Origin of the sequence: Comamonas fluminis (assembly GCF_019186805.1) — a bacterium.
GTDB classification, from domain to species: Bacteria; Pseudomonadota; Gammaproteobacteria; order Burkholderiales; family Burkholderiaceae_C; genus Comamonas; species Comamonas fluminis.
On the sequence record NZ_CP066783.1, the window covers coordinates 4,164,141 to 4,189,668 of the forward strand.

Annotated in this window: 24 protein-coding genes and 2 tRNA genes; 10 read left to right on the forward strand and 16 right to left on the reverse strand. The window is 59.7% G+C overall.

The annotated features are described in order from the left end of the window. Window positions 1–4 precede the first annotated feature (4 nt). The 5 genes from rfbC to JDW18_RS19240 are packed head-to-tail and all read right to left on the reverse strand — an operon-like array spanning window position 5 to window position 4,243. The gene (rfbC, locus tag JDW18_RS19220) at window positions 5–556 is read right to left on the reverse strand and encodes a dTDP-4-dehydrorhamnose 3,5-epimerase (RefSeq protein ID WP_218241177.1); all 552 of its coding nucleotides are present in this window, start codon (window positions 554–556) and stop codon (window positions 5–7) included. Between the two features lie 2 nt (window positions 557–558). Continuing rightward, complete coding sequence (gene rfbA / locus JDW18_RS19225) at window positions 559–1,443, reverse strand: glucose-1-phosphate thymidylyltransferase RfbA (RefSeq protein ID WP_218241178.1); 885 nt, start codon at window positions 1,441–1,443, stop codon at window positions 559–561. A 28-nt stretch (window positions 1,444–1,471) separates the two neighbouring features. Beyond that, window positions 1,472–2,353, reverse strand: a complete 882-nt coding sequence (gene rfbD, locus JDW18_RS19230) for a dTDP-4-dehydrorhamnose reductase (protein WP_218241180.1) — start codon at window positions 2,351–2,353, stop codon at window positions 1,472–1,474. After that, window positions 2,350–3,420, reverse strand: a complete 1,071-nt coding sequence (gene rfbB, locus JDW18_RS19235) for a dTDP-glucose 4,6-dehydratase (RefSeq protein WP_218241181.1) — start codon at window positions 3,418–3,420, stop codon at window positions 2,350–2,352. Before rfbB ends, rfbD begins: the two co-directional genes overlap by 4 nt. 43 nt (window positions 3,421–3,463) lie before the next feature. Then, on the reverse strand, window positions 3,464–4,243 hold the full coding sequence (locus JDW18_RS19240; RefSeq protein ID WP_218241182.1) for a type III pantothenate kinase: 780 nt from the start codon (window positions 4,241–4,243) through the stop codon (window positions 3,464–3,466). A gap of 176 nt (window positions 4,244–4,419) precedes the next feature. Between JDW18_RS19240 and lysM the strand changes: the two genes are divergently transcribed. After that, window positions 4,420–4,890: a peptidoglycan-binding protein LysM gene (gene lysM / locus JDW18_RS19245; protein WP_218241184.1), complete on the forward strand. Its 471-nt coding sequence runs from the start codon at window positions 4,420–4,422 to the stop codon at window positions 4,888–4,890. Window positions 4,891–4,959: 69 nt separating this feature from the next. After that, window positions 4,960–5,982, forward strand: coding sequence for a UDP-glucose 4-epimerase GalE (gene galE, locus JDW18_RS19250; protein ID WP_218243990.1), 1,023 nt, complete (start codon window positions 4,960–4,962; stop codon window positions 5,980–5,982). A 21-nt stretch (window positions 5,983–6,003) separates the two neighbouring features. Here galE and JDW18_RS19255 read toward each other — a convergent pair whose 3' ends face one another. From JDW18_RS19255 to JDW18_RS19300, 10 genes are all read right to left on the reverse strand, one after another. After that, window positions 6,004–6,423, reverse strand: coding sequence for a rhodanese-like domain-containing protein (locus JDW18_RS19255; protein WP_218241185.1), 420 nt, complete (start codon window positions 6,421–6,423; stop codon window positions 6,004–6,006). Window positions 6,424–6,452: 29 nt separating this feature from the next. Continuing rightward, window positions 6,453–7,424 carry a M48 family metallopeptidase gene (locus JDW18_RS19260; RefSeq protein ID WP_218241186.1) on the reverse strand — a complete coding sequence of 324 codons (972 nt, stop codon included), beginning with the start codon at window positions 7,422–7,424 and terminating at the stop codon, window positions 6,453–6,455. Window positions 7,425–7,441: 17 nt separating this feature from the next. Beyond that, the gene (locus JDW18_RS19265; protein ID WP_218241187.1) at window positions 7,442–8,182 is read right to left on the reverse strand and encodes a lysophospholipid acyltransferase family protein; all 741 of its coding nucleotides are present in this window, start codon (window positions 8,180–8,182) and stop codon (window positions 7,442–7,444) included. A gap of 127 nt (window positions 8,183–8,309) precedes the next feature. After that, window positions 8,310–8,909, reverse strand: a complete 600-nt coding sequence (locus JDW18_RS19270) for a D-glycero-alpha-D-manno-heptose-1,7-bisphosphate 7-phosphatase (RefSeq protein ID WP_218241188.1) — start codon at window positions 8,907–8,909, stop codon at window positions 8,310–8,312. 78 nt (window positions 8,910–8,987) lie between these two features. After that, complete coding sequence (gene fabB, locus JDW18_RS19275) at window positions 8,988–10,211, reverse strand: beta-ketoacyl-ACP synthase I (protein ID WP_218241189.1); 1,224 nt, start codon at window positions 10,209–10,211, stop codon at window positions 8,988–8,990. Then, window positions 10,208–10,732, reverse strand: a complete 525-nt coding sequence (gene fabA / locus JDW18_RS19280) for a bifunctional 3-hydroxydecanoyl-ACP dehydratase/trans-2-decenoyl-ACP isomerase (RefSeq protein WP_003068017.1) — start codon at window positions 10,730–10,732, stop codon at window positions 10,208–10,210. Before fabA ends, fabB begins: the two co-directional genes overlap by 4 nt. Before the next feature lie 225 nt (window positions 10,733–10,957). Next, entirely contained in the window at window positions 10,958–12,607 is a 1,650-nt protein-coding gene (gene lnt / locus JDW18_RS19285; protein WP_218241190.1) for an apolipoprotein N-acyltransferase, read from the reverse strand. Window positions 12,608–12,673: 66 nt separating this feature from the next. Beyond that, window positions 12,674–13,555: a CorC family transporter gene (locus JDW18_RS19290; protein ID WP_218241191.1), complete on the reverse strand. Its 882-nt coding sequence runs from the start codon at window positions 13,553–13,555 to the stop codon at window positions 12,674–12,676. A gap of 193 nt (window positions 13,556–13,748) precedes the next feature. After that, complete coding sequence (locus JDW18_RS19295) at window positions 13,749–14,471, reverse strand: GNAT family N-acetyltransferase (protein WP_218241192.1); 723 nt, start codon at window positions 14,469–14,471, stop codon at window positions 13,749–13,751. 139 nt (window positions 14,472–14,610) lie between these two features. Further along, window positions 14,611–15,093 (reverse strand): Lrp/AsnC family transcriptional regulator, encoded by a 483-nt coding sequence (locus tag JDW18_RS19300; protein ID WP_218241194.1) that lies wholly within the window; start codon window positions 15,091–15,093, stop codon window positions 14,611–14,613. A gap of 219 nt (window positions 15,094–15,312) precedes the next feature. Here JDW18_RS19300 and hppD point away from each other — a divergent pair, with 219 nt between their 5' ends. The 5 genes from hppD to JDW18_RS19325 all read left to right on the forward strand — a co-directional run bounded on the left by hppD (window position 15,313) and on the right by JDW18_RS19325 (window position 22,427). Continuing rightward, window positions 15,313–16,434 carry a 4-hydroxyphenylpyruvate dioxygenase gene (gene hppD, locus JDW18_RS19305; protein ID WP_218241195.1) on the forward strand — a complete coding sequence of 374 codons (1,122 nt, stop codon included), beginning with the start codon at window positions 15,313–15,315 and terminating at the stop codon, window positions 16,432–16,434. 448 nt (window positions 16,435–16,882) lie between these two features. Further along, window positions 16,883–17,758, forward strand: coding sequence for a Bug family tripartite tricarboxylate transporter substrate binding protein (locus JDW18_RS19310; protein ID WP_246610092.1), 876 nt, complete (start codon window positions 16,883–16,885; stop codon window positions 17,756–17,758). A gap of 116 nt (window positions 17,759–17,874) precedes the next feature. Then, window positions 17,875–18,840, forward strand: coding sequence for a Bug family tripartite tricarboxylate transporter substrate binding protein (locus JDW18_RS19315; protein ID WP_343216758.1), 966 nt, complete (start codon window positions 17,875–17,877; stop codon window positions 18,838–18,840). Window positions 18,841–18,894: 54 nt separating this feature from the next. Continuing rightward, window positions 18,895–19,746, forward strand: coding sequence for a phenylalanine 4-monooxygenase (gene phhA / locus JDW18_RS19320; protein WP_218243993.1), 852 nt, complete (start codon window positions 18,895–18,897; stop codon window positions 19,744–19,746). Window positions 19,747–19,958: 212 nt separating this feature from the next. After that, the gene (locus tag JDW18_RS19325) at window positions 19,959–22,427 is read left to right on the forward strand and encodes a DUF3772 domain-containing protein (protein ID WP_218241196.1); all 2,469 of its coding nucleotides are present in this window, start codon (window positions 19,959–19,961) and stop codon (window positions 22,425–22,427) included. Here the strand turns inward: JDW18_RS19325 and JDW18_RS19330 are convergent. Then, window positions 22,419–23,378, reverse strand: coding sequence for an esterase/lipase family protein (locus JDW18_RS19330; RefSeq protein WP_246610093.1), 960 nt, complete (start codon window positions 23,376–23,378; stop codon window positions 22,419–22,421). The two genes, JDW18_RS19325 and JDW18_RS19330, sit on opposite strands and share 9 nt — an antisense overlap. A gap of 140 nt (window positions 23,379–23,518) precedes the next feature. Here JDW18_RS19330 and JDW18_RS19335 point away from each other — a divergent pair, with 140 nt between their 5' ends. The 3 genes from JDW18_RS19335 (at window position 23,519) to JDW18_RS19345 (ending at window position 25,473) form a co-directional block, all read left to right on the forward strand. After that, a complete protein-coding gene (locus JDW18_RS19335; protein WP_218241197.1) occupies window positions 23,519–25,237 on the forward strand; it encodes an AMP-binding protein in 1,719 nt (572 codons plus the stop codon). 80 nt (window positions 25,238–25,317) lie between these two features. Beyond that, a tRNA-Val gene (locus tag JDW18_RS19340) sits at window positions 25,318–25,392 on the forward strand. A gap of 6 nt (window positions 25,393–25,398) precedes the next feature. After that, window positions 25,399–25,473: transfer RNA gene (locus JDW18_RS19345), tRNA-Val, on the forward strand. The last annotated feature ends 55 nt before the right edge of the window (window positions 25,474–25,528 follow it).

Below are 25,528 nucleotides of genomic sequence, written 5' to 3' on the forward strand. Positions count from 1 at the left end.
TTTCTTACTCGAGCACTTCAGCCTGTTTGAAAGCAGGCTGCTTCTGGTCTTTTTCAGACAGCGAGAACGGAATATCGAGTTGAGGCCACTCGATGCCGATATCCGGGTCATTCCAGAGAATGCCGCGATCTGTCTCGGGAGCGTAATACGCTGTGGTCTTGTAGACAAAGTCTGCGGTATCGCTGAGCACGACAAAGCCATGCGCAAACCCGGGCGGAATCCACAGCTGGTGATGATTTTCCGCCATCAACACCGAGCCCACCCACCGGCCGAAGGTCGGTGAGCTACGACGAATATCCACGGCCACATCAAACACAGCCCCCGTAATCACGCTCACCAACTTGCCCTGTGCATGCGGCGGCAACTGATAGTGCAAGCCACGCAGCACGCCCTTGCTGCTGCGGCTGTGGTTGTCCTGAATGAAGTGATACTGGGTGCCCGTGGCCTGATTGAACAGATCCTGCTTGAAGCTTTCAAGAAAGAAACCGCGTGAGTCACCAAAGACTTTGGGTTCGATCCGCACCACCTCAGGAATAGCAAGAGGCGTGAACTTCATGCTTAAACCTTTTCCTTGAGCAACTGCAGCAGATACTGCCCATAGCCATTTTTGGCCAGCGCCTGACCCAGTCTCTCCAACTGGGCAGCATCAATCCAGTGCTGGCGATAGGCAATTTCTTCAGGACAAGCCACTTTCAGGCCCTGGCGCTGCTGCAATGTGGCAATGAATTGCCCCGCTTCTAGCATGCTATCGTGGGTCCCAGTGTCCAGCCAGGCATAGCCACGCCCCATCAGTTCCACATTGAGCTTGCCTTGCTGCAGGTACAAACCGTTGAGGTCTGTAATTTCAAGCTCACCACGGGGAGAAGGCTTGACCTGCTTGGCCAGTTCAACAACCTGCTCATCGTAGAAGTACAGGCCAGTCACAGCATAGTTGCTCTTGGGCTGCTTGGGCTTTTCTTCAAGAGACAGCACCTTGCCATCTGCATCAAACTCAGCCACGCCATAGCGCTCGGGATCTTGCACACGGTAAGCAAATACCGAAGCGCCTTCGGTGCGCTGATCTGCACGCTGCAGCAGCTTGTGCAGTTCATGACCGTGATAAATGTTGTCACCCAGCACCAAAGCACTAGGGGCACCATTGAGGAACTTTTCCCCAATCAAAAAGGCCTGTGCCAGTCCATCAGGACTGGGTTGAACTGCATATTCAAGCTTCAAGCCCCACTGACTGCCATCACCCAGCAGTTGTTCAAAGCGCGGTGTGTCCTGTGGGGTACTGATGATCAGAATTTCACGAATTCCCGCCAGCATCAAAGTGCTCAGCGGGTAATAGATCATGGGCTTGTCATAGATCGGCAGCAGTTGCTTGCTGATAGCCAGCGTCGCCGGGTGCAGGCGTGTGCCCGAACCGCCGGCCAAAATAATGCCTTTGCGTGCTTGTGTCATTGTTCTGCTTTCGTGTTTGGGTTAGCGCTTACAGTATTTCCTGCAACATTCGATCTACGCCTTGTTGCCAGGAGGGCAAATGCAACCGCATGGCGGTTTGGAGCTTGCGTGTATCCAGTCGCGAGTTCAAAGGACGCTGGGCTGGCGTAGGGAAAGCTGCTGTGGGAACGGCTGCGATCTCCTGAACTTTCCATGCCAAATCGGGGCGCAGTACTCTCGCTTGGTCAATCACATGGCTGGCATAGGCATGCCAAGTGGTTTCGCCAGAAGCCACTAGGTGATACAGGCCCAGATCACCTTCATTAACCGCTGCATGCCGGATCGCATAGGCAGTCACATCGGCGATCAAATCGGACCCAGTGGGCGCACCCCACTGGTCATTGATGACGCTGAGCTTCTCACGCTCCTGCGCCAGACGCAGCATGGTTTTGGCAAAGTTACCACCACGTGCCGCATACACCCAACTGGTGCGGAAAATCAGATGTCGGCAACCTGTTGCAGCAATGCGCTGCTCACCATCCAGCTTGGTTACGCCGTAAATGGCTAATGGTCCTGTTGCATCGGTTTCCTTGCGAGGAGCCGTGCCACCACCATCAAAGACATAGTCCGTGCTGTAGTGCACCAGCAGTGAGCCCAGTTTGCGAGCCTCCTGCGCCATGACCTCCGGGGCTTCGGCATTCAGGCGCAGAGCCAACTCTCGCTCAGTTTCTGCTTTATCTACTGCTGTATGAGCAGCGGCATTGATGATGACATCAGGTCGCACTGCCTGAATCTGCGCGGCCAATGCAGACAGATCCGAGATATCGCCACCATTCGAGCGATCCAGCGCAAGCACTTCACCCAAAGGCGCGAGACTACGCTGCAACTCCCACCCTACTTGGCCGTTTTTGCCCAGCAGCAACAGCCTCATGCGGCGGCCCCATTCACATACTGCTTTTGCACCCAGTCACGATAGGAGCCAGACTGCACGTTCTGCACCCATTCAGGATTGTCCAGATACCACTGCACCGTCTTGCGAATGCCTGTCTCAAAAGTCTCTGCCGGCTTCCAACCCAGCTCACGCTCCAGCTTACGGGCATCAATGGCATAGCGGCGATCGTGGCCTGGGCGATCCGTCACATAAATGATTTGCTCAGCATAGGACTTGCCATCCTTGCGGGGACGCAATTCATCCAGCAAGGCGCACACAGTCTTGACGATCTCGATATTCGCCTTTTCATTCCAGCCGCCGACGTTATAGGTGTCGCCCAGCTTGCCTGAATCGAGCACACGGCGAATCGCGCTGCAATGGTCGCGCACATACAACCAGTCTCGCACCTGCATGCCATCGCCATAGACAGGCAGAGATTTGCCCGCCAGCGCGTTCACAATCATCAGCGGAATCAGCTTCTCGGGAAAATGCAGAGGGCCGTAGTTATTGCTGCAATTCGTTGTCAGCACCGGCAGACCATAGGTGTGATGCCAAGCCCGAACCAGATGATCGCTGGCTGCCTTGCTGGCCGAATAAGGGCTATTGGGTTCGTAGTTGTTGTCTTCCGTGAAGGCAGGATCGGTAGGCGACAACGTGCCATAGACCTCATCGGTCGAAACATGCAGAAAACGGAAATCTGCCTTTTTGCTGGACTCCAGACCACTCCAGTAGGCACGAACCGCCTCCAGCAATCTGAAGGTGCCAACCACATTGGTTTGAATAAAGTCTTCCGGGCCATGGATGGAACGATCCACATGGCTTTCGGCCGCAAAGTTCACCACCGCACGGGGCTGGTACTCTGCCAGCAATTGCGTCAGCTTCTCGCCATCGCCAATATCAGCCTGTACAAAGATATGGCGTTTGTCCCCATTCAGGCTTGCCAGATTTTCCAGATTGCCCGCATAAGTCAACTTGTCGATATTGACCACTGGTTCATCCACATTGGCAAGCCAGTCAAGCACAAAATTGGCGCCAATAAAGCCTGCACCACCAGTGACAAAAATCATAAAGCTACCCTAGATATTAGAAAGAAACCCGCTTGATGCTCAATCACGCTTTTTCCCAGCGCCTATGTGCAATGACCAGCAAGCCATCAAAGATAAGATTATTGATCAGCTGAAATGGTCTGGTCATACTCGGCGACATCTTCCAGCCTGCACCGCCCGCCATGATGCACATGGGATCGGCCTTGCAATGCTCGGCAAGGTGCTGATACATGCGCTCCACGGCCCCAGCGATTGCGTAAGTGCCGCCGCTGGTCAATGCGTCGCTGGTGTTCTTGGGGAAAAGCTTGACATCCCCTGTAGGCACATGAAGCCCTGCCGTTCCACCTTCAAGTGCACGCAGCATGATGCCATGCCCAGGAATGATGAGACCGCCCAGAAAATAGCCATCCGCATCCAGGGCATCCACGGTCACCGCCGTACCCACCATCACCGTGATCAGGGGACGCTGAGGTCCTTGTTGCAGCATATGGTGACGCGCGCCAATCATGGCAACCCAGCGATCTGCCCCCAAACGAGAAGGGTGGTCATAGCCATTGCTGACACCCGCCTCCTGCAAGGAGGGAACAACCCATTGCGGCTCAAAGTTCCAGCCGACCATCTGCTCGATCTGCTCATGTACCCGGCGCCTGGCGGTTTCCCCTGCCACCACACAGCCCAGCATGCGCTCAGGTGCAGGCAAGCCCGCCCAGGCGCCTTCCGCCAGACGCTCAATATGCTCCAGGAATTCCGCTCCGTGAGCCAGCAAGGCGGCCCCGGGCCTGTGATCTTCGTACATGGCCCACTTCAAACGAGTGTTGCCAATGTCTATGGCCAAAAATGTCATGCGGCGGATTATCAGTACTTTTGAGCACTGCGGGCCTTTCCTTGTCGCTTCCGGCATGGCATAGATGGAAATTGTCAAAAAACTGGCGCTGCAGCAATCCTTAACAGTCCGGGGCTCAATTAGCGTTACATTGTCCGAGTTCCATTCCGTCCATTCACACTTGAAGGAGTCAACACATGGGTTTGTTCAGCTTTATCAAAGAAGCCGGTGAAAAACTGTTTGGCGGTGGTGATGCCCACGCAGCCACCCCATCCGAGGACCTGAATGTCAAGGCCGCGCAAGCGATTGCCACCTACATCAACACCCAAAATCTGGGCGTTTCCGATCTGCAAGTGCAGTTTGACGGATCTCAAGGCAAGGTCACAGTGCAGGGCACAGCCCCCACACAGGCCGCCAAGGAAAAAGTCACACTGTGCTGCGGCAATGTGGCCAATGTGCAGTCGGTGGATAACCTGATGACGGTGACCAACCCTGAGCCAGAAGCCCAGTACCACGATGTGGTGCGTGGCGATACCTTGTCCGCCATTTCGAAGAAGTACTACGGCGATGCCAACAAGTACAACGCCATCTTCGAAGCCAACAAGCCCATGCTGACCAGCCCGGACAAAATCTACCCCGGCCAGAAGCTACGTATTCCGGCTCTGTAAAAGAGCCTTGCTAGAGAAAAGCGCTCATCCGAGCGCTTTTTCTATTGATAGCCCACTAAACTCACGATGATGAAAACCTTGCTCACAGGCGGCGCCGGTTATATCGGCAGCCATACCGCCATCGAACTGATTCGCCATGGCCGTGGGGTCGTGATTTTTGACAACTTCAGCAACAGCCACCCCGAAGCTGTGCAGCGTGTGGAACGCATCACTGGTCGCACCATCCCTGTGATTCAGGGCGATGTGCGCGATCAGCAAGCACTGGAATCCGCACTGGAACAGCACCGCATTGACAGCGTGGTGCACTTTGCGGGCAAGAAGGCCGTAGGCGAATCCGTCGCACAGCCCGTGGACTACTACGACAACAACGTCAACGGCACCTTGGTACTGCTGCGTGCCATGAAGAACAAAGGTGTGAGCAAGCTCGTCTTCAGCTCCTCGGCCACCGTCTATGGCTCCCCTCAATACCTGCCGCTGGACGAGAAGCACCCCACGTCGGTGACGAATCCTTATGGCCGCAGCAAGCTCATGGTCGAAGAGATCCTGACCGACCTCTACCACTCCGATCCTCAATGGTCACTGGCCGTGCTGCGCTACTTCAACCCTATCGGCGCCCATGAAAGCGGCCTGATTGGCGAAGACCCCTCCGACATTCCCAACAACCTGCTGCCCTATATTGCGCAAGTGGCTGTAGGTCGCCGCGAGCAGTTGCAGATCTTTGGCGGCGACTATGAGACCATCGACGGCACAGGCGTGCGCGACTACATCCACGTCGTCGATCTGGCTCGTGGCCACGTCAAGGCACTGGAAAAGCTAGCAAACCTCGCCAAACCTGAGCTGCTGACAGTGAACCTGGGAACGGGCAATGGCTACAGCGTGCTGGAAGTGCTGCATGCCTTTGAGAAAGCCTGTGGCAAGACCTTGCCTTACGCCATCGCGGACCGCCGCCCTGGCGATGTAGCCAGCTGCTACGCCAATCCCAGCCATGCACTGCAAACACTAGGCTGGCAAGCCCAGCACAGTCTGGACGAGATGTGCGCCGACACCTGGCGCTGGCAAAGCCAGAATCCCAATGGCTACCGCCAGAGCTAAACTGGCTTCTGCCCTGACGTCTTACTGATTCCAGGGCAGACCACGTTTGCGCCAGCCGCCTGTCTGGCCACGCTGGCCTTCGGCATTCACGTCGCCTTCAAAGCCTTCCAAGATGTTGTAGGCCTCCATACCAAGGCCTGCCGCACGCTGTGCAGCCACCACGGAGCGCACGCCACTGCGGCACAGCAGCACCGCCTTCTGCCCCTGGGGCACGGCGGCGCGCAGCTGGGCGTCAAAGTCGGCGTTCATAGCCATTCCCGGCCACTGCTTCCAGGCCACGGGCACAGCGCCAGGCACTTTGCCGACCCATTCACGTTCGGCATCGGTACGCACATCGACGAGAACGGCCTCGCCACCCTGCACCCACTGCCAGGCCAGTTCTGCGGAAATATTGCCGGCATAGCCCTCAGCAGGCTCAATGGTGTTGCTTGTCTGGTTCATGGTCTGTCCTTGGTCTTGTCCTGGCCGCATCACTCCCAGCTGGGCAGCGGCCTGTCTCTGAGTGTCTGGCGCAGTGATTTCCAGCCGGGCAGCACCTGCGCCACCACCGCCCAGAACTGCGCACTATGGTCCATGTGATGCAGATGTGCCAGCTCATGCACCACCACATAATCGATGATGAATGGCGTGTGCTGCATCAGCCGCCAGTTCAGGCGAATGATGCCTGCGCTGCTGGCACTGCCCCAGCGGGTGTTGGCACTGCTCAGGCGCAGCGCATTCCAGCGCACCCCCATCTGCGGCGCAAAGTGCAGCATGCGGGCGGTGAAATGGGTTCTGGCTTCACGCAGTATCCAGGCCTGCACTGCCGCACGCACCTGAACAGGCGGCGCGCCTGAGGGCAGCGGCAAATGCAGGTGCTGCGCACCATCGGCACCCTGCTCTCTGTGGGTCTGCCTTGTGCGTACCGGCTGATCCTCGCCACCGGTCAGGCACAGACGCATGGGCTGCCCCAGATAGTCCAGCGTGCCGCCCTCGCCCCAGTGAATACGAGCCTCTTCCTTGATTTGCTGACGCTGTCCGGCCTCTTGCAGCTTGCGCACAATCCAGCTGGACTTGGTCTGCAGCGCTGCTTCAATCTCGGTCATGCCAACCCAGCGCGGCGCCGTGACATCCAGACCGTGCGAGCTGACGGAAAAACCAATGCTGCGGCGGGCTGAGCGGCGCAGCAGATAGGCCACATGCCGCCCTTGCAACTGCACATCATGACTGGCCTGGGGGTGGGCCAGCAGCAAGCCCGGCTGCGCCATTAAATGGATAGCAACCTCCGCCTGTAAATCCTGGGCTTGACTCGTATTTTCCTCAAAATCCAGATCAGCCTGAGGCGGCGATTGCACGGATGGCATCCTGGCACGACGGCGCGGAATCAGCTGGCCCTGAGAGTCTTCCACCACGGGCGGCACCAGCCACTGCCAGACCTGTTGCAAGGAGTCATCCGTGGGCATGGCGCTGCGGCTTTCGTTTACTGCTGATAAGCCTCGGGGTCCAGGCGGCGCATTTCAGACTCGATCCAGGCCTCCACCTCGACCATCAGTTCATCATGCTTGCGGCCTTCTGTGGGAATCGGCTTGCCGATGGAGACATCCACCACACCGGGCTTTTTGATGAAGGCCTTGCGCGGCCAGCACTTGGCCGATGTCACGGCGATAGGCACCACGGGTGCGCCCGCCATGATGGCCAGACGGGTGGCGCCCGTCTTGTATTCGCCCACCTGGCCACGATCAATACGCGTGCCTTCGGGGAACATGATGACCCAGATACCTTGGTCCAGCAGGCGCTTGCCCTGCTCCACCACTTTATGGAAGGCACGCGAGCGCTGGGCGCGGTCGATGTGAATCATGTCCAGCGCGCCAATTGACCAGCCAAAGAATGGAACCTTGAGCAGTTCCTTCTTGAACACATAGGCCAGCGGGCGCGGCATGATGGCGGGCATCAGAAAGGTTTCATAGGTGGACTGGTGCTTGACCAGCAGCACCACACCCTGGTTGCTGTCAGTGGGCAGATTTTCCATGCCCTGCACGCGGTAGCGCACGCCCATGATGACACCCGCGCTGTCCACCGACAGCTTGAGCCATGCGCGTGCCACGCGGTATGCCTTGTCCGATGAGCGACTGACCCACTTGGTCAGCAGCAGCACAAGAGTGTAGGGAATCACAGTAACAGCCATCCACAGCATGTGGAGGACGGAGCGAATCAGGGCCATGAGAGCAATCAGTGTCAGTGCCCTGGCTCCTTCATACAGGCGCCAAAGCATAAAAAGTCAGCAAGAAACATAGCAGCTAGCGCTGAATTTTCAAGCGGTTGAAGCTATTTTTACTTGAAATCCGGAATCAATGCGAGAGGGGCGGTTCCTTGGGCAGCCCCTCGGACGTCTGCACCACCTCATCTTCTCCCAGTGGCAACAGCACATGGACCACGGCCTGCAGGTCGGCAAAACGCTCGCTCCCCTCGGGCAAGGCATCGGTGCTGCAGCTGTCCGGCCTTCCGGTGGACTCTACATACATCAGGTGCGCGCCCAGTGCCTGCCCTGCCTGCAAGTGCTCCACACCACTGCCAATAGCCCAGATTTCATGGCCTTCGGCGCCATAGCGCTCTGCCACTTGCTGGAACAAGGCTGGATGGGGCTTGCGGCAGCTGCAATCTTCATCCGGCGCGTGGGGGCAGAAAAACACGGCCTCCACACGCCCACCCGCGGCGGCCAGCTCCCGATGCATCTTGGCATGCACGGCATTGAGCTCAATCACATCAAACAGACCGCGCCCCAGCCCGGGCTGATTGGTCACCACCACCACATGCCAACCCGCACGATTGAGGCGAGACACCGCCTCCAGCGCGCCAGGGACAGCCACCCACTCATCAGGACGACCGATAAATCCCTGAGCACCCCAGCGGTTCAGGGTGCCATCACGGTCAAGAATTGCAATCTTCATGGAGGTGATGCATGTGCATGACAGAAAAAAGCCCGCCGACCAAACGGCCAAGCGGGCTGGCTTGCTCTGAGCGTGAGCTTATTGGCCTTCCCAGCGCTTGAGCACCAGAGAGGCATTCGTACCACCAAAGCCAAAGCTGTTGGACAGCACCGTCTTCAGATCGGCATCACGGGTCTTGGTGACCAGAGGCATATCGCCCAGCAGCGGATCGGGCGTCTCGACGTTGGCCGAGCCAGCGATGAAACCCTTGTTCAGCATGATCAGGCAGTAAATCGCTTCCTGCACACCAGTGGCGCCCAGCGAGTGGCCGGTCAGCGACTTGGTGGACGAGAACGGAGGCACCTTGTCACCAAACAGCTCGCGCATGGCGCGCACTTCCTGCATATCGCCCACGGGGGTCGAAGTGCCGTGCGTGTTGATGTAGTCGATGGGGGCGTCAATGGTTTCCATGGCCTGCTTCATGCAGGCAATGGCGCCGTCACCCGAAGGGGCCACCATGTCTTCACCGTCGCTGGTGGCGCCAAAGCCCACCACTTCGGCCAGGATGTTGGCACCGCGCGCCAGGGCATGCTCCAGGCTTTCCAGCACCACGGCACCGCCGCCGCCAGCGATCACAAAACCGTCGCGGTTGGCGTCGTAGGCGCGGGACGCTTTTTCAGGCGTCTCGTTGTACTTGCTGGACATGGCGCCCATGCCGTCAAACAGCAGCGACATGCCCCAGGACAGCTCTTCACCGCCGCCAGCAAACATCACGTCCTGCATGCCCCAGGCGATTTGCTGAGCCGCAGCGCCAATGCAATGAGCCGAGGTGGAGCAAGCCGAGGTGATGGAGTAGTTGATGCCCTTGACCTTGAAATTGGTCGCCAGGCACGCCGACACCGTGGAACTCATGCAGCGCGTGACCTGGTACGGTCCCACGCGGCGGATGCCCTTCTCGCGCAGCGTGTCCGCCGCTTCGATCTGGTTGGCTGGAGAGCCGCCGCCCGAACCCATGATCAGGCCGGTGCGCGGGTTGGACACCATCTCGGGCGTCAAACCCGCTTGCGCAATAGCGTCTTCCAGCGCGATCTGCGAATAAGCCGCAGCGTCGCCCATGAAGCGCAGCTGCTTGCGGTCAATACGCGCTTCGACATCGATCTCGGGAATGCCAGCCACCTGCGAGCGCATGCCCAGCTCGGTGAACTGGGGCATGGCCTTGATGCCGGTGCGGCTCTCGCGCAGCGAGGCCTCCACTGTGGCCAGATCGTTGCCGATGCACGAGACAATGCCCGCACCGGTGATGACTACCCGCTTCTTGCTCATGCTGCCGTTCCCTTGGCATCACCTTCGCGCAGAAAAAGGCCCACGCGCAGATCATTGGCCACGTAGATTTCCTTGCCATCGGCCAGCAGGCGTGCATCGCCAATGGCCATGTTCAGCTTGCGCTTGATAACTCGCTTGATATCAATTTCATATGTCACGAGTTTGACGTCGGGGCCCACTTCACCGGTGAACTTGACTTCACCCGCACCCAGAGCGCGGCCACGGCCGGGCAGGCGCAGCCAGGTCAGGTAAAAACCGATCAACTGCCACATGGCGTCCAGGCCCAGGCAACCGGGCATGACGGGGTCGCCCTGGAAGTGGCAGTCAAAGAACCACAGATCAGGCTTGACGTCCAGCTCGGCCACGATCTTGCCCAGGCCATGGGCGCCGCCGTCTTCGGAAATGTGCGTGATGCGATCAAACATCAGCATGGGTGGCAGGGGCAGACGGCCGCTATCGGCGCCAAACAGCTTGCCTTCACCAGAGGCGATCAGTTGTTCGTAGGAAAAAGATTCAGCCATTTACTCAATTGCTCCACGGCAGCCCACAAGAGCTACCCGTTACTTTATATTTGGGGATCTGCAACTCGCACCCCAGCGGGGCGGTACAACCGGGCATTATCAAGGCTGACGCACATGGACAGCCCACAATACCCATGATCAGGCCCAAAACTCTGCCACAAATACGGCAAACCCTGAGGCCTGCGCACTATTTTCCCGGTAGCTGACTACGCCATAGCCTGAACCTCAACGCTGGCGCCCACGCAGCCAGGCCGCAGCACAGACCAGCAGGCACAGCAAGGTCAAAGGCACCAGCCCCAGCATATTCACCCAGCGCGCATAAGGCGTCATGGCCTCGCGGCCCTGAACATGGCCAGAGAGCACGGCCCGCTCAAAAGGTGCCAGTGCGCTGACGACCTGGGCCTTGTGGTCAATCATCACGGTTGCTCCAGTATTGGTAGCGCGCAGCATAGGCCGTTCAAACTCCAGCGCCCGCATACGGCTGATATTCAGATGCTGGTCAATGGCCACGGAATCGCCAAACCAGCCAATATTGCTCAGATTCACCAGCACCGTGGGTGCGGTGGCGGCATTGCCAAAGTGCGCTGCAAGCTCTTCACCAAACAAGTCTTCGTAGCAGATATTGGGCGACAGGCGCTCGCCAGCCCAGCTCATGGACGGCTGGCCCAGGTCGCCACGGTTGAAATCTCCCAGCGGGATGTTCATCAAATCGGTAAACCAGCGGAACATGGGCGGAATGAACTCGCCAAACGGCACCAGGTGGTGTTTGTCGTACTGGTAGGGGCGGGTCTGACCGGGCTGCCAGCCTTCTACGGTATTGGTATAGCCCTCATCCAGATTGCCCAGTGGGATACCCACCAGCGCTGCCTGCTTGCCGCCTTCCTGCACAAAGGGCTGGCGCACAAAGTCCAGATACTCCTCAGGCAGTTGCTGGGGCAGCAGGGGAATGGCGGTCTCGGGCGCTACAACCAGCTGTGCCTTAGAGTCATGCAACTGCTGGGCATACCAGCGCAAGGCGACAACAACGCCAGAGCCCAGTTCAAATTTTTCATCTTGCGGAATATTGCCCTGCAGCAACTCCACACTCATACCCGGCTGCGCCGTAGGTGCCTGCAGGCTTTCACTGCGTGCCCACCACAGCCCGCCCCAGACCAGCAGCAATGCAGCAATGCTTGCCAAGGCCGGCTTGAAATTCAGCAAAGGCTGCTGCGCCTGCTTGCGCACCAGCCCTCGCACCAAGAGCAGCGCCAGCCAGGCGGCCATCCACGCAGCCACAAAGCCTGCGCCATACACACCAACCCAGCGCGGCAGCACGGACAGCGGGCCTTCCACATGGGCATAGCCCGATGCACCCCAGGGAAAACCGGTCCACAACCAGCCACGCGCCAGCTCAGCCAAAGTCCATAGCGCAGCAAAAACAATAGCAAGATGTCTGCTAGATACCTTGACTAGGCGCTTAAAACACCAAGAAACTATCGCGTAGTAGCTACCCAGAAATGCCGCCAGCGCCAGCACCGCAGCCACCGCCAGCGGCGCAGCCAACCCACCATAGGTGTGCATGGAAATAAACAGCCACCAGAACGTTGCTACCAGCCATGCCGTGGCAAAAGCCCAGCCGCGCAGTGCAGCCCGGCCCGCGCTGGGCGCCTGCAGCAAGGCATAGACCAGCACAGCCTGCGACAGAATCTGCAGCCACCACAGCGGACGGCCATAGCCGCCAATCATGCTCAGCCAGCCATCACCCTGCCCGCGCGCCCAGGGCCAGGCCAGCGAAAAGGCCTGCAATGCGCCTGCAATCACCAGCACCAGCGCACCCAGCCAGCCCTGAAGTCTGGAAGATGGTGAGTGGATAGGGGTTGGAGCAGTCTGGTTCATGGCAAAGGGCAAGGCACTAACAAAACACCCAACCGAGGGGTTGGGTGTGTTCAAGCATACGGGATATCAGTTTTTCACCAAGCTGTCGGGCGATGGGTCACGCACCACCTTGAACCAGCGCACGGCGCCGCCCTTGGTGTGCAGCACGGTGAACTCCAGCCCGCCCAGGTGAATTTGCTCGCCACGCTTTGGCACATGGCCTATTTCGTGGGCAATCAGGCCACCAATGGTGTCGAACTCTTCGTCCGGGTCGCTGGCGTGCAGGCTGGTCTCGAACTCCTGGCTCACATGCTCTACCGTGGCGTCGCCCGCCACGCGGTAGCTGTTGTCGGCCAGGGCAAAGATGTCGCCTTCGTCTTCGGGGATGTCGAACTCGTCCTCGATCTCGCCGACGATTTCTTCGAGCACGTCTTCAATCGTCACCAGCCCGGCCACACGGCCAAATTCGTCAATGACGATGGCCAGATGGTTGCGGTTGGCACGGAATTCGCGCAGCAGGTCGTTCAGGCCCTTGCTCTCGGGCACAAACACGGCAGAGCGCACCAGAGCCCGGATATTCAGGGTAGGAGAGCGCTGCAGCTTGAGCAAATCCTTGGCCATGAGAATGCCAATGATGTTCTCGCGCTCGCCCTGATAGACCGGGAAGCGTGAATGCGCCGTGGTGATGACCTGATGCAGGATTTCATCAAAAGGCGCATCGATATTGAGCAGATCCATGCGTGGCGCAGCCACCATGACATCACCGGCGCTCATATCGGCCATGCGGATCACGCGCTCCAGCATGACGCGGGATTCGGTGCCGATGACCTGGTTGTCTTCGGCCTCGGCCAGAGTTTCGATCAGTTCATCCGGAGAGTCCGGTGCCGGATGAATGAATTCAGCCACCTTTTGCAGGAAGCTTCGCTTGTCTTCCTTCTCGGGAAGTCGCGCAGGATGGGGGTCAGACACTGTCTTGGAGTGCAGGACGTGCGGTAGTCAAACAAGCCGCCAAGAATAGCGGATTGTGTTGACAACCGGCTGGCAACCCCGAAAAAGCCATGGGCCGCTATCGCAATGCAACAGCGGCCCATGGCTCCGAAACTATTATTTCAATAGCTGCAAGCGCCTATTGGTAAAGCGCTGCAGCCATTTTTTATGCAGATTACTCTGCCGACTGGTGGCGGCCTTCCTGCACACCTTTGCGCACTTCCTGCACGCCCGCCAGGAACGCCCAGAAGTTGACTGCCTGCTTTTTGAGCTGGTAGTCCATCTCGCCAATATGTTCGGTCATCAGCTCGCTGACATGGGTCTCGAAGCTGGCCGGTGGCAGCTCCAGATAGGCCTCGGACTCCGAGCCTTCACGCTTGACCGTGGCACCGGCGTTGCGCGCAATCTTGAGCATGGCCGTGTTTTCAGACAGCGCATGAATGAACATCATGCTCACATTCTTGCTGCGGGCATGCAGCACCGCGCGCTCGAACAATCGTGCGCCCAGGCCCTTGCCGCGTGCGCTCTTGAGCACGGAGACGCCAAACTCCGCGCATTTTTCATGCTCGGGGTGACCGGCAAACGCCAGATGGGCCATGGCAATCAGCTCCAGACGACGGTTGAAGACACCAAAGATATCGTCGCGCTCGAAGTCCAGATGCTCGACATAGCGCGCCACCTGCTCGTCGCTGGCGGCATAGCCAAAGCGCAGATAGCGGTCACGCGCATCCAGCTTGAGCAAATGCTTGGTGATGCGGTCGCGGTGACGCGGGCTCAGGGAACGGATGGGCACCAAGGACGGCGAGCGACGCTCGGCGCCCTGGGACTTGCCCATATCCCGCAGCCAGCCGGAGCCAGCTTGCCAGGGCGATTTCAACCAGTCTTTGGAGATGTTCATGGCCTGAAATATAGGTAAAAACCCGAATCCTCACAAGCTCTGTGTTGCATTGCAACAATTTTGTAAGGATTTTCCGTTAATTCAATACCTTAGCCAATTGTCAGACGTCAACCATGGTCCAAATGAAGGACGCCAGCCGTTACAACGGCACGGCCGTGGTGACTTTGACGCGGTCCATCACAAAGCTGGTCTTGCAGTCCTGCACGCTGGGGTGCTTGAGCAAGGTATCCATGATGAAGCGGCTGTAGTGCTGCATATCGGCCACCACCACGCGCAACAGATAGTCCATCTCGCCGGTCAGAGAGACGCACTCCACCACCTCGGGCCAGGTCTGAACGCTGGCGCGAAAGATGTCCATGGGGTTGCGCTTGCTGGTTTCGGTGTATTTTTCCAGGCGCACATTGAGGTAGGCCGTCAGGCCCAGGCCCACGGTCTCGGGCTGTACCAGCGCCACATAACGGTCAATCACGCCGCTTTCTTCCAGGCGTTTGACCCGGCGCAGCACGGCGCTGGGGGACAGGCCGACCTGCTCCCCGATGACGTCATAGGTTTCTCGGCCATTGGCCTGCAGACGGCGCAAAATAGCCTTGTCCAGTTTGTCGATGGTGTGCGTAGTGCTCATGACGGCAGATTATAAAAACAGAGCAATTTTTCTTCAGGGTTAACCCTTGATAACCATTTAAACTGCATGAAATCTAATTTTCGCGCAGTTTTCATGCATTCAATGGTTTGCAGGCACGGGCTTTTTGCATAAAGCCTGCCAGTGCTCCGCCCTACAGTGAGTCCCATCGTCGGCACCTGTTCCTCATGTGCCCCGCATTACCGGATGGAGACCCACGCTATGAACGCCCCCCTGACCCAGACCAGCAGCACCTTCCAGACTTGGGACAACCCCATGGGCACGGACGGCTTCGAGTTTGTCGAATACGCCGCGCCCGATCCTGTTGCCATGGGCCAGCTGTTCGAGCGCATGGGCTTCACTGCCATTGCCAAGCACCGCCGCAAGAACGTGACGCTGTACCGCCAGGGCGAGATCAACTTCATCATCAACGCCGAGCCTGACAGCTTTGCCCAGCGCTTTGCCCGCCTGCACGGCCCCAGTGTCTGCGCCATTGCCGTGCGTGTGAACGATGCCAAATACGCCTACGAGCGTGCGGTTTCGCTGGGCGCCTGGGGCTACGCCCAGCAATCGGCCCCGGGCGAGCTGAACATCCCCGCCATCAAGGGCATTGGCGATTCGCTGATCTACTTCATCGACAAGTGGCGCGGCAAGAACGGCGCCAAGGACGGTGACCTGGGCAATATCAGCTTCTTCGATGTGGACTTCGAGCCCCTGCCCGGCGTGCAGAACCTGCACCCCGAAGGTCTGGGCCTGACCTATATCGACCACCTGACCAACAACGTCTACCGCGGCCGCATGGCCGAGCTGGCCGAGTTCTACGAGCGCATCTTCAACTTCCGCGAAGTGCGCTATTTCGACATCGAAGGCCAGGCCACAGGCGTCAAGAGCAAGGCCATGACCAGCCCCTGCGGCAAGATTCGCATTCCCATCAATGAAGAAGGCAACGACAAGGCGGGCCAGATTCAGGAATATCTGGACATGTACAAGGGCGAGGGCATTCAGCACATTGCGCTGGGCTCGACCAATCTGTACGACACCGTGGACGGCCTGCAGATGAACGGCATCAAGCTGCTGAACACCAGCGAGACCTATTACGAGCTGCTGCCCAAGCGTATTCCCGAGCTGCAGGAACCCATTCCCGAGCTGCTGGCGCGCAATATTCTGGTGGACGGCGCCCCTGGCGAGCTGCTGCTGCAAATCTTCAGCGAAAACCAGCTGGGCCCCATCTTCTTCGAGTTCATCCAGCGCAAGGGCAATAGCGGCTTTGGCGAAGGCAACTTCAAGGCGCTGTTCGAGACCATGGAGCTCGACCAGATGCGCCGTGGCGTGCTGCAAAAATAAGCACGCACCTGCCGCCAGAGCGCTGCCATGACTGATACCCGCCACCATCGCCCGGCCGCACAGCGTGCCTGCGCTGGCGGCGGGAAAATTTCTTGCTTGCAACTGGTTGCCTTATGCATGGCTGTACGGCCAAACGGACCATATCCAGGCGGGTTTACCTGCCTATACTCAGGTTCACGCTGCATCAGAGGCCCTGAAGTCTGCAACCGATGCGGCGCACTGCCTCATCGTGAAAGCCACTGCCCCCCCTTCATCACCTCCATTGCTGCCTCTGCACGGCGGCGGGAAAGCGGGCGTTGCACCAGGGCCAGCGCCGCTGCTGACGCGGCGAAAGCTGCTGTCACTGACCGCAGCAGCAGCTTCACCTTTGATAGCAGCTACCGCTTATGCTCAAAGGACTCCCACAGGATTTACCACCAACTCCAGCAAAGCAGCAAGCGCGCTGACCGTGGTGGTTCCCTTTGCGGCGGGTGGCCCGCTGGATCGATCTGCCCGCAGGCTGGTGCAGGACACACCTTCCATGGGCCCCATGCAGGTGATGAATGTCACAGGAGCAAGTGGCGCCACGGGTGCCGCCATGGTGGCCCGGGCGGGCTCGCGCGAGCCCATGCTGCTGATGGGCGCTACCGGCACGCACGCCATCCTGCCCTGGATCAATCCCCAGCTGCCCTACGACCCGCTGCGCGACTTTCAGCCGCTGACGCTGGTGGCGCGCATGCCCCATGTGCTGGTCGTACGCAGCGAAATGGCGCTGCAGTGGCGCATCTCCACGCCCCACGATCTGCTGCGCCTGATGGGCAAAAGCCGTCAGCCACTGCGCTACGCCTCGGCGGGCAACAGCAGCATTGGTCATATCGCAGCCCAGCTGTTTCAAACCCTGACCCGCGTGCCACTGCAGCACCTGCCGTTTGCGGGCGCCCAGCCCGCCATGTCGGCGCTGCTGGATGGCACTGCCGATCTGATGTTCGACAACATCGCCTCCTGCCTGCCGCATATCCGCGCAGGCAGGCTCAAGGCGCTGGGCGTAACTTCGGCTTCGCCCCTGCCCATATTGCCGGGCGTGCCCGTACTCAACGAAAGCGTGCGCGGGCTGGAGCTGACCACCTGGTTCGGACTGTTTGCCACGGCAGGCATCTCGGACGCACTGGCCAGCCGCTGGGCCAATGCGTTTGCACAGACGCTGCAGCAGCCTGCGGTGCAGCAGTATTTCGATGCCATGGGCGTCATACGCGAGGATTTGCGCCTGCACGACTTTGCCAGTCTGGTGCAAAGCGATCACCAGTTCTACGGCCAGTTCATCAAGAACCGTCTGCGCCAGATCTGAGCAGACAAGCGCGGGCACCGGCAGCTGCATTTGTGCCCCCAGATGCCCTGAAACACCAGCCAGGGTTTCTATACTTCCGGGCGCCTTTTGAAGGCGGTTTTTTCCCGGAATCCATAGTGAAACGCTCCCTCCTGCTTGCTGCCCTGATGTGCGGCCCGGCCTTTGCTGCTTTTGCGCAAAACGCCAGCCAGCCCCTTTCCTTCGTCGTTCCCTACCCTGCGGGCGGCCCTCTCGATACCTCAGCCCACCTGCTGGCCCAAGGTGCCCAGCAAAGTCTGGGCAATATCTCCGTCACCAACAAGCCCGGCGCCGGTGGCGTCAAAGGGGTGGAGCTGATTGCCAAGGCCAAACCTCAGGAGAACCTGGTCGTCATGGGCGCCGTGGCCACCCACGCGGTGCTGCCCCATCTGGGCACGCCTCCGTCCTACGATGTGTACAAGGACTTCAAGCCGCTGATTCTGGTCGCGCGCGTGCCCAATGTTCTGGTCATCACCAAGGCCCGCGCCACCGAGCTCAAAATTCAGAACACCAGCGATCTGGTTGCCTTCATCAAGGCCAACCCCAACCAGCTCAAGATGGGCTCGGCGGGCAACGGCAGCATCGGCCATATCTCTGGCGAAATGCTCAAGTCACTGGCCAATCTGCGCCTGCCCAATACGCAGTTTGAAGGCGCATCGGCCGCGCAGAAAGCCTTGCTCAAGGGCGATGTGGACATGGTGTTCGACAACCTGGCCTCCGCCCTGCCGCTGATTGCGTCGGGAGAGCTGGTTGCCCTATCCGTCACCACCCCGGCCCGCAATGTGGCCCTGCCCAATGTGCCCAGCGTCAATGAAGCCGTACCCGGCTTTGACGTGGCTACCTGGTTCGGCGTGTTCGCCCCGGCCAGCCTGCCCGATAAAGATGCCCAGAAATATGCCAGCGCCTTCCAGGCAGCCCTCAGCAACCCCAGCTACCGCGATCAGTACCGCAAGATGGGCATTGCCCCGGAAGACATGCGGTTGCTGGAGTTTGCTGAATTCGTGAAACGCGAGAACCGCAAGTTTCAGTTTCTGATCAGCGCCACCAAGATCAAGGCCAGTTAAGCCCGCCCGCCTTCGGGCGGTCTGGCTGGCCAGTCAACAGACAAGGAGCCCATGATGGGACAAGCACCCGTGGTTTATGGTCAATCCGACCGCCCGCCGCGCGGAGATTACAGCCGCGCCAACGATGACTACACCTGCGCACAGGACTATGCGGCCTATACCGAAGCCGATCACCAGACCTACCAGCGCCTGTACGAACGCCAGTGTGCGCTGCTGCCCGGTCTGGCCAGCCAGCACTTCATAGCCGCTCTGCCCTCGCTGGGCGCCAAGGAGCGCATTCCACGCTTTGAGGAAGTCAACGAGCGCCTGTTCAAAGCCACGGGCTGGGAAATCGTCGGCGTGCCGGGACTGATCCCCGAAGTGCCGTTTTTCTCGCTGCTGGCCCAGCGCAAATTTCCCGTCACAGACTGGATTCGCAAGCCCGAAGAGTTTGAATACATCGTCGAGCCCGACATCTTTCACGACCTCTTCGGCCATGTACCACTGCTGTTCAACCCCGTCATTGCCGACTTCATCCAGGCCTATGGCCAGGGCGGCCTTAAAGCGGCAGAGCTGGGCGCCTGCGAGATGCTGGCCCGCGTGTACTGGTACACCATCGAATTCGGCCTGATTCGTGAAAACGGCGGTGTGCGCGCCTATGGCGCAGGCATCCTCAGCTCCGCAGGCGAGCTGGCCTACAGCGTGCAAAGCCCCGAGCCCCACCGCCTGCCGCTGCAGCTGGAGCGCGCCATGCGCACGCTCTACAAGATCGACACCTACCAGCAGACCTATTTCGTGCTGGACGACATGCAGCAGCTGCTGGACTTCGCCAGCACCGACTTTGCACCGCTTTATGCACAGCTGCGCCAGCAGCCCACCATAGGCGCCAAGGAACTGCTGCCCGGCGAAACACTGCTCAAGACTTAAGAAATTTATGGCCCCAGCGCTTATGCACCAAGCGCTAAACGCTATGTAATCAATAGCAAACTACAGCTTCTTTGCCAGACGCTGCGCACAGCCGTGGGGGCAGCTTGCTGAAACCCTGCTTGCCGCATTGCACCTATAGTTGCAGCGAGCAGGCGGGCAGAAAGTCCGCCAATCCGCGCCGCCATGCGGCCCTGCCCCCACTTGTGAACACCATGCAAAACACTTGCATCCGAATACTGCGCTGGCTCGCAGTGCTATCTCTTAGTCTGGGTATCGCCCTCGCTGCCGAACCGTCGGCCTCCGTGGTGGATGCGCAAACCGCATCGCTGCAGCAACTGGAGCAGGCCTCCAGTGCGCTGGATGCCGTGCACAAAGCGCTGGACGATGCCGACTCGTCCGAAACCCTTCAAGCCCTGTCTGACAAAGCCCTGCAGTCCAAGCGCGATGCCGACAGTGCTGCCACCGCACTGGAGCCTCTGCTCAAGCAGCTTGATGCCCGCATCGCCCAGCTTGGCGCCGTGGTGCAAGGCTCAGAAGAAAGCCCCGAGCTGACGCAGCAGCGCAAGGACTTGTCGCAGCAGCACAGCGATCTGGACTCCGCCATCAAGCGCGCCAAACTGCTGTCCGTTGAAGCCAAGCAGGCTGGCGACAACATCGAAAAAATCCGTACCCAGCAGTTCAACGCCCAGATTGCGCGCAAGGTGGCTTCACCGCTTTCGCCATCGCTGTGGAAACAGTTTGCGTCGGACCTGCCTACCGACTTGCAACGCATTCACGGTCTGGTGCGACAGGGCCAGAGCAGCTTTGGCGCAGCCATTGAAGAGCACGGCTGGAAAGTGCCCATGCTGGGGGCACTGGCGGCGCTGATTCTGATGTTTCCGCTGCGCATCTGGCTGCGCCGCCTGGGTCGCAACTTTGCCGCGTCTGAACGCGCACCCAACGGGCGCCTGCGCCGCTCGGGCCTGGCCGTCTGGATGCTGGTCGTGGGCACTGTTCTGCCCGGTCTGGCCAGTCTGGTCTTTATCGAATGCCTGCGCTCCATCGATGCCATCGCCCCGCGACTGCAACTGGTGGCGGATGCCTGGATCAAGGGCAGCTTTGTGGCGGCCTTTTTCCTGTCCGTCAGCGCCAGCCTGCTGGTGCCCAGGCGCCCTACCTGGCGCCTGCTGAATATCGATGACGAGGCCGCGCCAAAACTCACCCGACTGGCCTGGGGCGCGGCTGCGCTGACCTGGTTCTCGATGATGCTCAACGCCGTGAACATCGCAGCCCGCACCAGCGCAGTCACCAGCGTGGCTCTGGACGGCCTGATTGCCCTGACCTATGCAGGCCTGATCATGTCCGTGCTGCTGGTGATCAACAAGCAGCGCCAGCGCCAGCAGATCATTGACCTGGAAAAAGCCGCCCAGCATGGCGATGAACACCGCCCAGCCACCACCAGCAACTGGCTGATGTTTGCCTGGGTGGGCGGCCATCTGACAGTGCTGGCCGCCCTGATTGCAGCGCTGATCGGCTATCTCAACTTCTCTGTGTTCGTGGCCACCCAGATGGTGTGGATCACCGTGGTGGTGCTGGCCACCACGCTGCTGATGAAGTTTGCCGATGACTTCTTTGCCTGGCTGACCTCTCCGGAAAGCCGCATCGGCCAAAGCCTGGCCATTGGCACCGGCATGCGCGCCTCGCGTATCGAGCAGGTGGGTGTGCTGCTATCGGCCTTTACGCGTGTGTGCCTGCTGCTGCTTGGCCTGCTGGCCTTGACTGCGCCTTTTGGCAACTCCAGCAGCCTGCTGGCCCTGACAGACACGCTAACCAAGGGCCTGCCCATTGGCGACGCCGTGCTGCGCCCCATGACCATCGTGCGCGGCCTGATCGTGCTGGTGCTGGGCCTGACCATCTTCCGTGCGCTGCAGCACTGGCTGGTGGAAACCTATCTGCCCAAGACCGAGCTGGATATTGGCGCCCGCAACTCCATCAGCACCGTGGCCCGCTATGTGGGCATCACGCTGTCGGCGCTGTGGACGCTGGCGGCACTGGGCATAGGCTTTGAAAAAGTCGCTTTGCTGGCCAGTGCGCTGTCCGTGGGTATCGGTTTTGGTCTGCAGGCCATTACGCAGAACTTTGTTTCCGGCCTGATTTTGCTGGCCGAACGCCCCGTCAAGCTGGGCGACCGTGTGCGCATTGGCGATCAGGTGGGTGACATCCGCCGTATCAGCGTGCGCGCCACCGAGATTCAGACCGATGACAAATCCACCGTCATCGTGCCTAACTCCGAGTTCATCACCAAGTCCGTGCAGAACCTGACCATGGACGGCGCCATGGGCCGCATCTCGATTGCATTTTCCGTGCCGCTGAACACCGATATCGTCAAGCTGCGCGAGGTGCTGCTGGGCCTGTACGCCGAACATGAAGCCGTGCTTTCCACTCCCGCCCCGGCCATGTATGTGGACTCCATCAACGGCAGCGTGGTCAACATCACCAGCTTTGGCCATGTGTCCAGCTCACGCAATGTTTACAGCACGCGCAGCGATCTGCTGTTTGGCCTGCTGCAGCGCTGCGCCGAGCAAAACATCGCGCTGGTATCTGCCACCGATATTCACCTGATTCAAGACCCGCCAGCCCGGCGCGCAGCAGCCGAGCTGCCGCCAGAGCTGGACAGCAGCAGCCCGCGCCCCTCAGTCTGAAACCAGCCTCTGCACCCTGCCCTGCAACTGCGCCCGCAGTTGCAGGCAGTGCTGCCAGACCCGCTCATCAAACAGCAACTGCATATGCGCAGCATCTTCCACCTGGTGCTGCGCGGCTCCGAGCATGACGGCCAGCGGCGGCGGAAAAACAATGTTGTCGCTGCTGCTGCACCAGCAGCTCATGCCCACATCAGCGGGCAGCGGGCCCAGCGCCTGCAGCCACGCGCTGGCCTCACGCATGTCACGCGCAGGCAGGCTGTGGGCAAACCGCCCCAGCCACGTTCCGCCATGGGGCGTAGCCACGGTCACCACATGGGCCAGATACCGCGCCCGCTGCCGGGCACTCAAGGTCTTGAGCCAGGCTCGCACCACCAGTCCGCCCATGCTGTGCGCCACCAGCAGCGGCGGCTGGCCGGTCCTGTCCACCATCTGCAGCACGCTGCGGTGCAGATCTGCCACCATGGCATCCACCGGGTGCCCATGCGCAGGCTCCAGCGTCATTGCAGCGCAGGCAATGCCCTGCTTTTGCAACCTCTGCAGCCAAGGCGCCCACACTGCGCGGCTGCAGAAATAGCCATGCACCAGCACCACGCCCACCTGCCCTGAAGCGTCCGCCGGAAAGTAGTCAGGCACTGCATTCTGGCGAAATGGAATGCGCCAGCCAAAAATCTGCAGCGACAGCTTCCACTCCGCCAGCCAGGCGCGCAGCACCACCCCTGCAGAGGGCCGCGGCAGCCGTCTGCTGCGCAGCACATGACGCATCAGCAGCATCTGCAAACCCAGCTGCATACCCGCCGCACAGGCCAGCAACCCCACGCCCGCAACGGCCAGCCAGGGCTGATGCGGCCAGCACCAGTGCCACCACAGCAGCGCCGCAGCCAGATTGCCCACCACCACAAACCGCCAGAACCAGGTATTCACTGCCAGCCACTCCTTGGTGCGTTTTGACACTCACGACATTGCCTAGGACAAGCCCCGGTAGACCCCTGCATCGCCCATGCCCAGAATCAGCCGCACAGCCACGCTGGGCCCACTCCCCGCAACCCGCGCCAAAAACAACCACTCCCAAGGCGCCACTTCAAGGTTTCGCTATGGAAATCGAAGCACCCTGGTTCAAAAACTATCCACCGAATGTGCCGCATGAGGTGCATCCCGAGCAATACCGCTCTCTGGTTCATCTGCTGGAAGATGCCTTCACCCAGCATGCAGATCGGCCTTTTTCGGTCTGCATGGACCGCTGGATGAGCTATGGCGAGCTGGATAAGCTCTCCCTGCAACTGGCTGCCTGGCTGCAAAGCCTGGGGCTGGAGCCCGGAGCACGCGTGGCCATCATGCTGCCCAATGTGCCGCAGTTTGCGGTCAGCATGGCCGCAGTGCTGCGCGCAGGCTTTACCTGTGTAAACGTCAACCCGCTCTACACCGCACGCGAGCTGGAGCACCAGCTCAAAGACTCAGGTGCCACGGCCATCATCATTCTGGAAAACTTTGCCCACACCCTGGCCCAGGTGCTGGATAAAACCGCCATCCGCCACATCTGCCTGACCAGCATGGGCGACCTGCTGGGCGGCCTGTATGGCAGCTGGATCACTTTTGCCGTGCGCCATCTGGCCAAGATGGTGCCAGCGTTTGACCTCCCCCTCGGACAAGCGACCGCCAGCGGCGGCGAAGCCCGCCAGGTCACGCTCTTCAACAAGGCCTTGAATGCCGGAGCCAGCCTCAAGCTCACACCCAGCAATGCCGATCTCGACACGATTGCTTTTCTGCAATACACGGGCGGCACCACAGGCCTGTCCAAAGGGGCTGTGCTGACCCACCGAAACATCGTGGCCGCCACCTTGCAGGCGCACAGCTGGTTCACCCCGGCGCTCAATGGCCGGGTCAAGGCCGATGAAACCCACATCGTGGCCGCGCTGCCGCTGTATCACATCTTCGCGCTCACCGTCAGCCTGTTCGCCATGCGCCTGGGGGCCAGCCTGAGCCTGATTCCCAACCCGCGTGACATTCCCAAGTTTGTGAAAGTGCTCAAAAAGCGCCCCTTCCATGTGCTGCCGGCAGTGAACACCTTGTTCAATGCCTTGCTGAACAATGCCGAGTTTCGTCAGCTGAATTTCTCGCAGCTGTTCATCTCGCAAGCCGGGGGCATGGCTGCGTCTGAAGGCACGGCCCGCCAGTGGCAGCAAGCCACGGGCTGCGCCATGATCGAAGGCTGGGGCATGAGCGAGACCTGTGCCATAGGCACCAACAACCCCGTCACCAACCAGCAATTCACAGGCTCCATCGGCCTGCCGCTGCCCGGCATCTCTGTCGCCGTCAAAGACGACAACGACCAGAATGTCCCCATCGGCGAACCTGGCGAGCTCTGCATCAAAGGGCCTAACGTCATGATCGGCTACTACAACCAGCCCGCCGAGACCGCCAAGGCCTTCACAGCTGATGGCTATATGCGCACCGGCGATATCGGGGTGCTCGACGATCAGGGCTACACCCGCATCATCGACCGCAAGAAAGACATGATGGTGGTCAGCGGCTTCAACGTGTATCCCAATGAACTGGAAAACGTCATCTCCATGTGCCCCGGCGTGCTGGAATGCGCCGCGGTGGGCGTGCAGGACGAACGCCAGGGTGAAGCCATCAAGGTTTATGTGGTGCGCAGCGACCCGACACTGACCGAAGACCGCGTGCTGCGCTACTGCCATGAGCAGTTGACCGGCTACAAACGCCCTCGCTTCATCGAGTTCCGCGACGAACTGCCCAAGACCAATGTGGGCAAAATCCTGCGCCGCGAACTGCGCGACAAGCCCGCAACCTGAGAGCCCGCCGCCATCAATTTCAAAAAAATTACGAGTTTTCCCGAAGGCCTCAAAACTTGCTGCTACAATTGCGGTCTTCGGGGTGATTAGCTCAGCGGTAGAGCACTGCCTTCACACGGCAGGGGTCACATGTTCGATCCATGTATCACCCACCAGTTATTGCGCGATTAGCTCAGCGGTAGAGCACTGCCTTCACACGGCAGGGGTCACATGTTCGATCCATGTATCGCGCACCAAATACAAAACCCTCTTAGGTCATTGATTTAAGAGGGTTTTTTGTTTTTTGGCAAC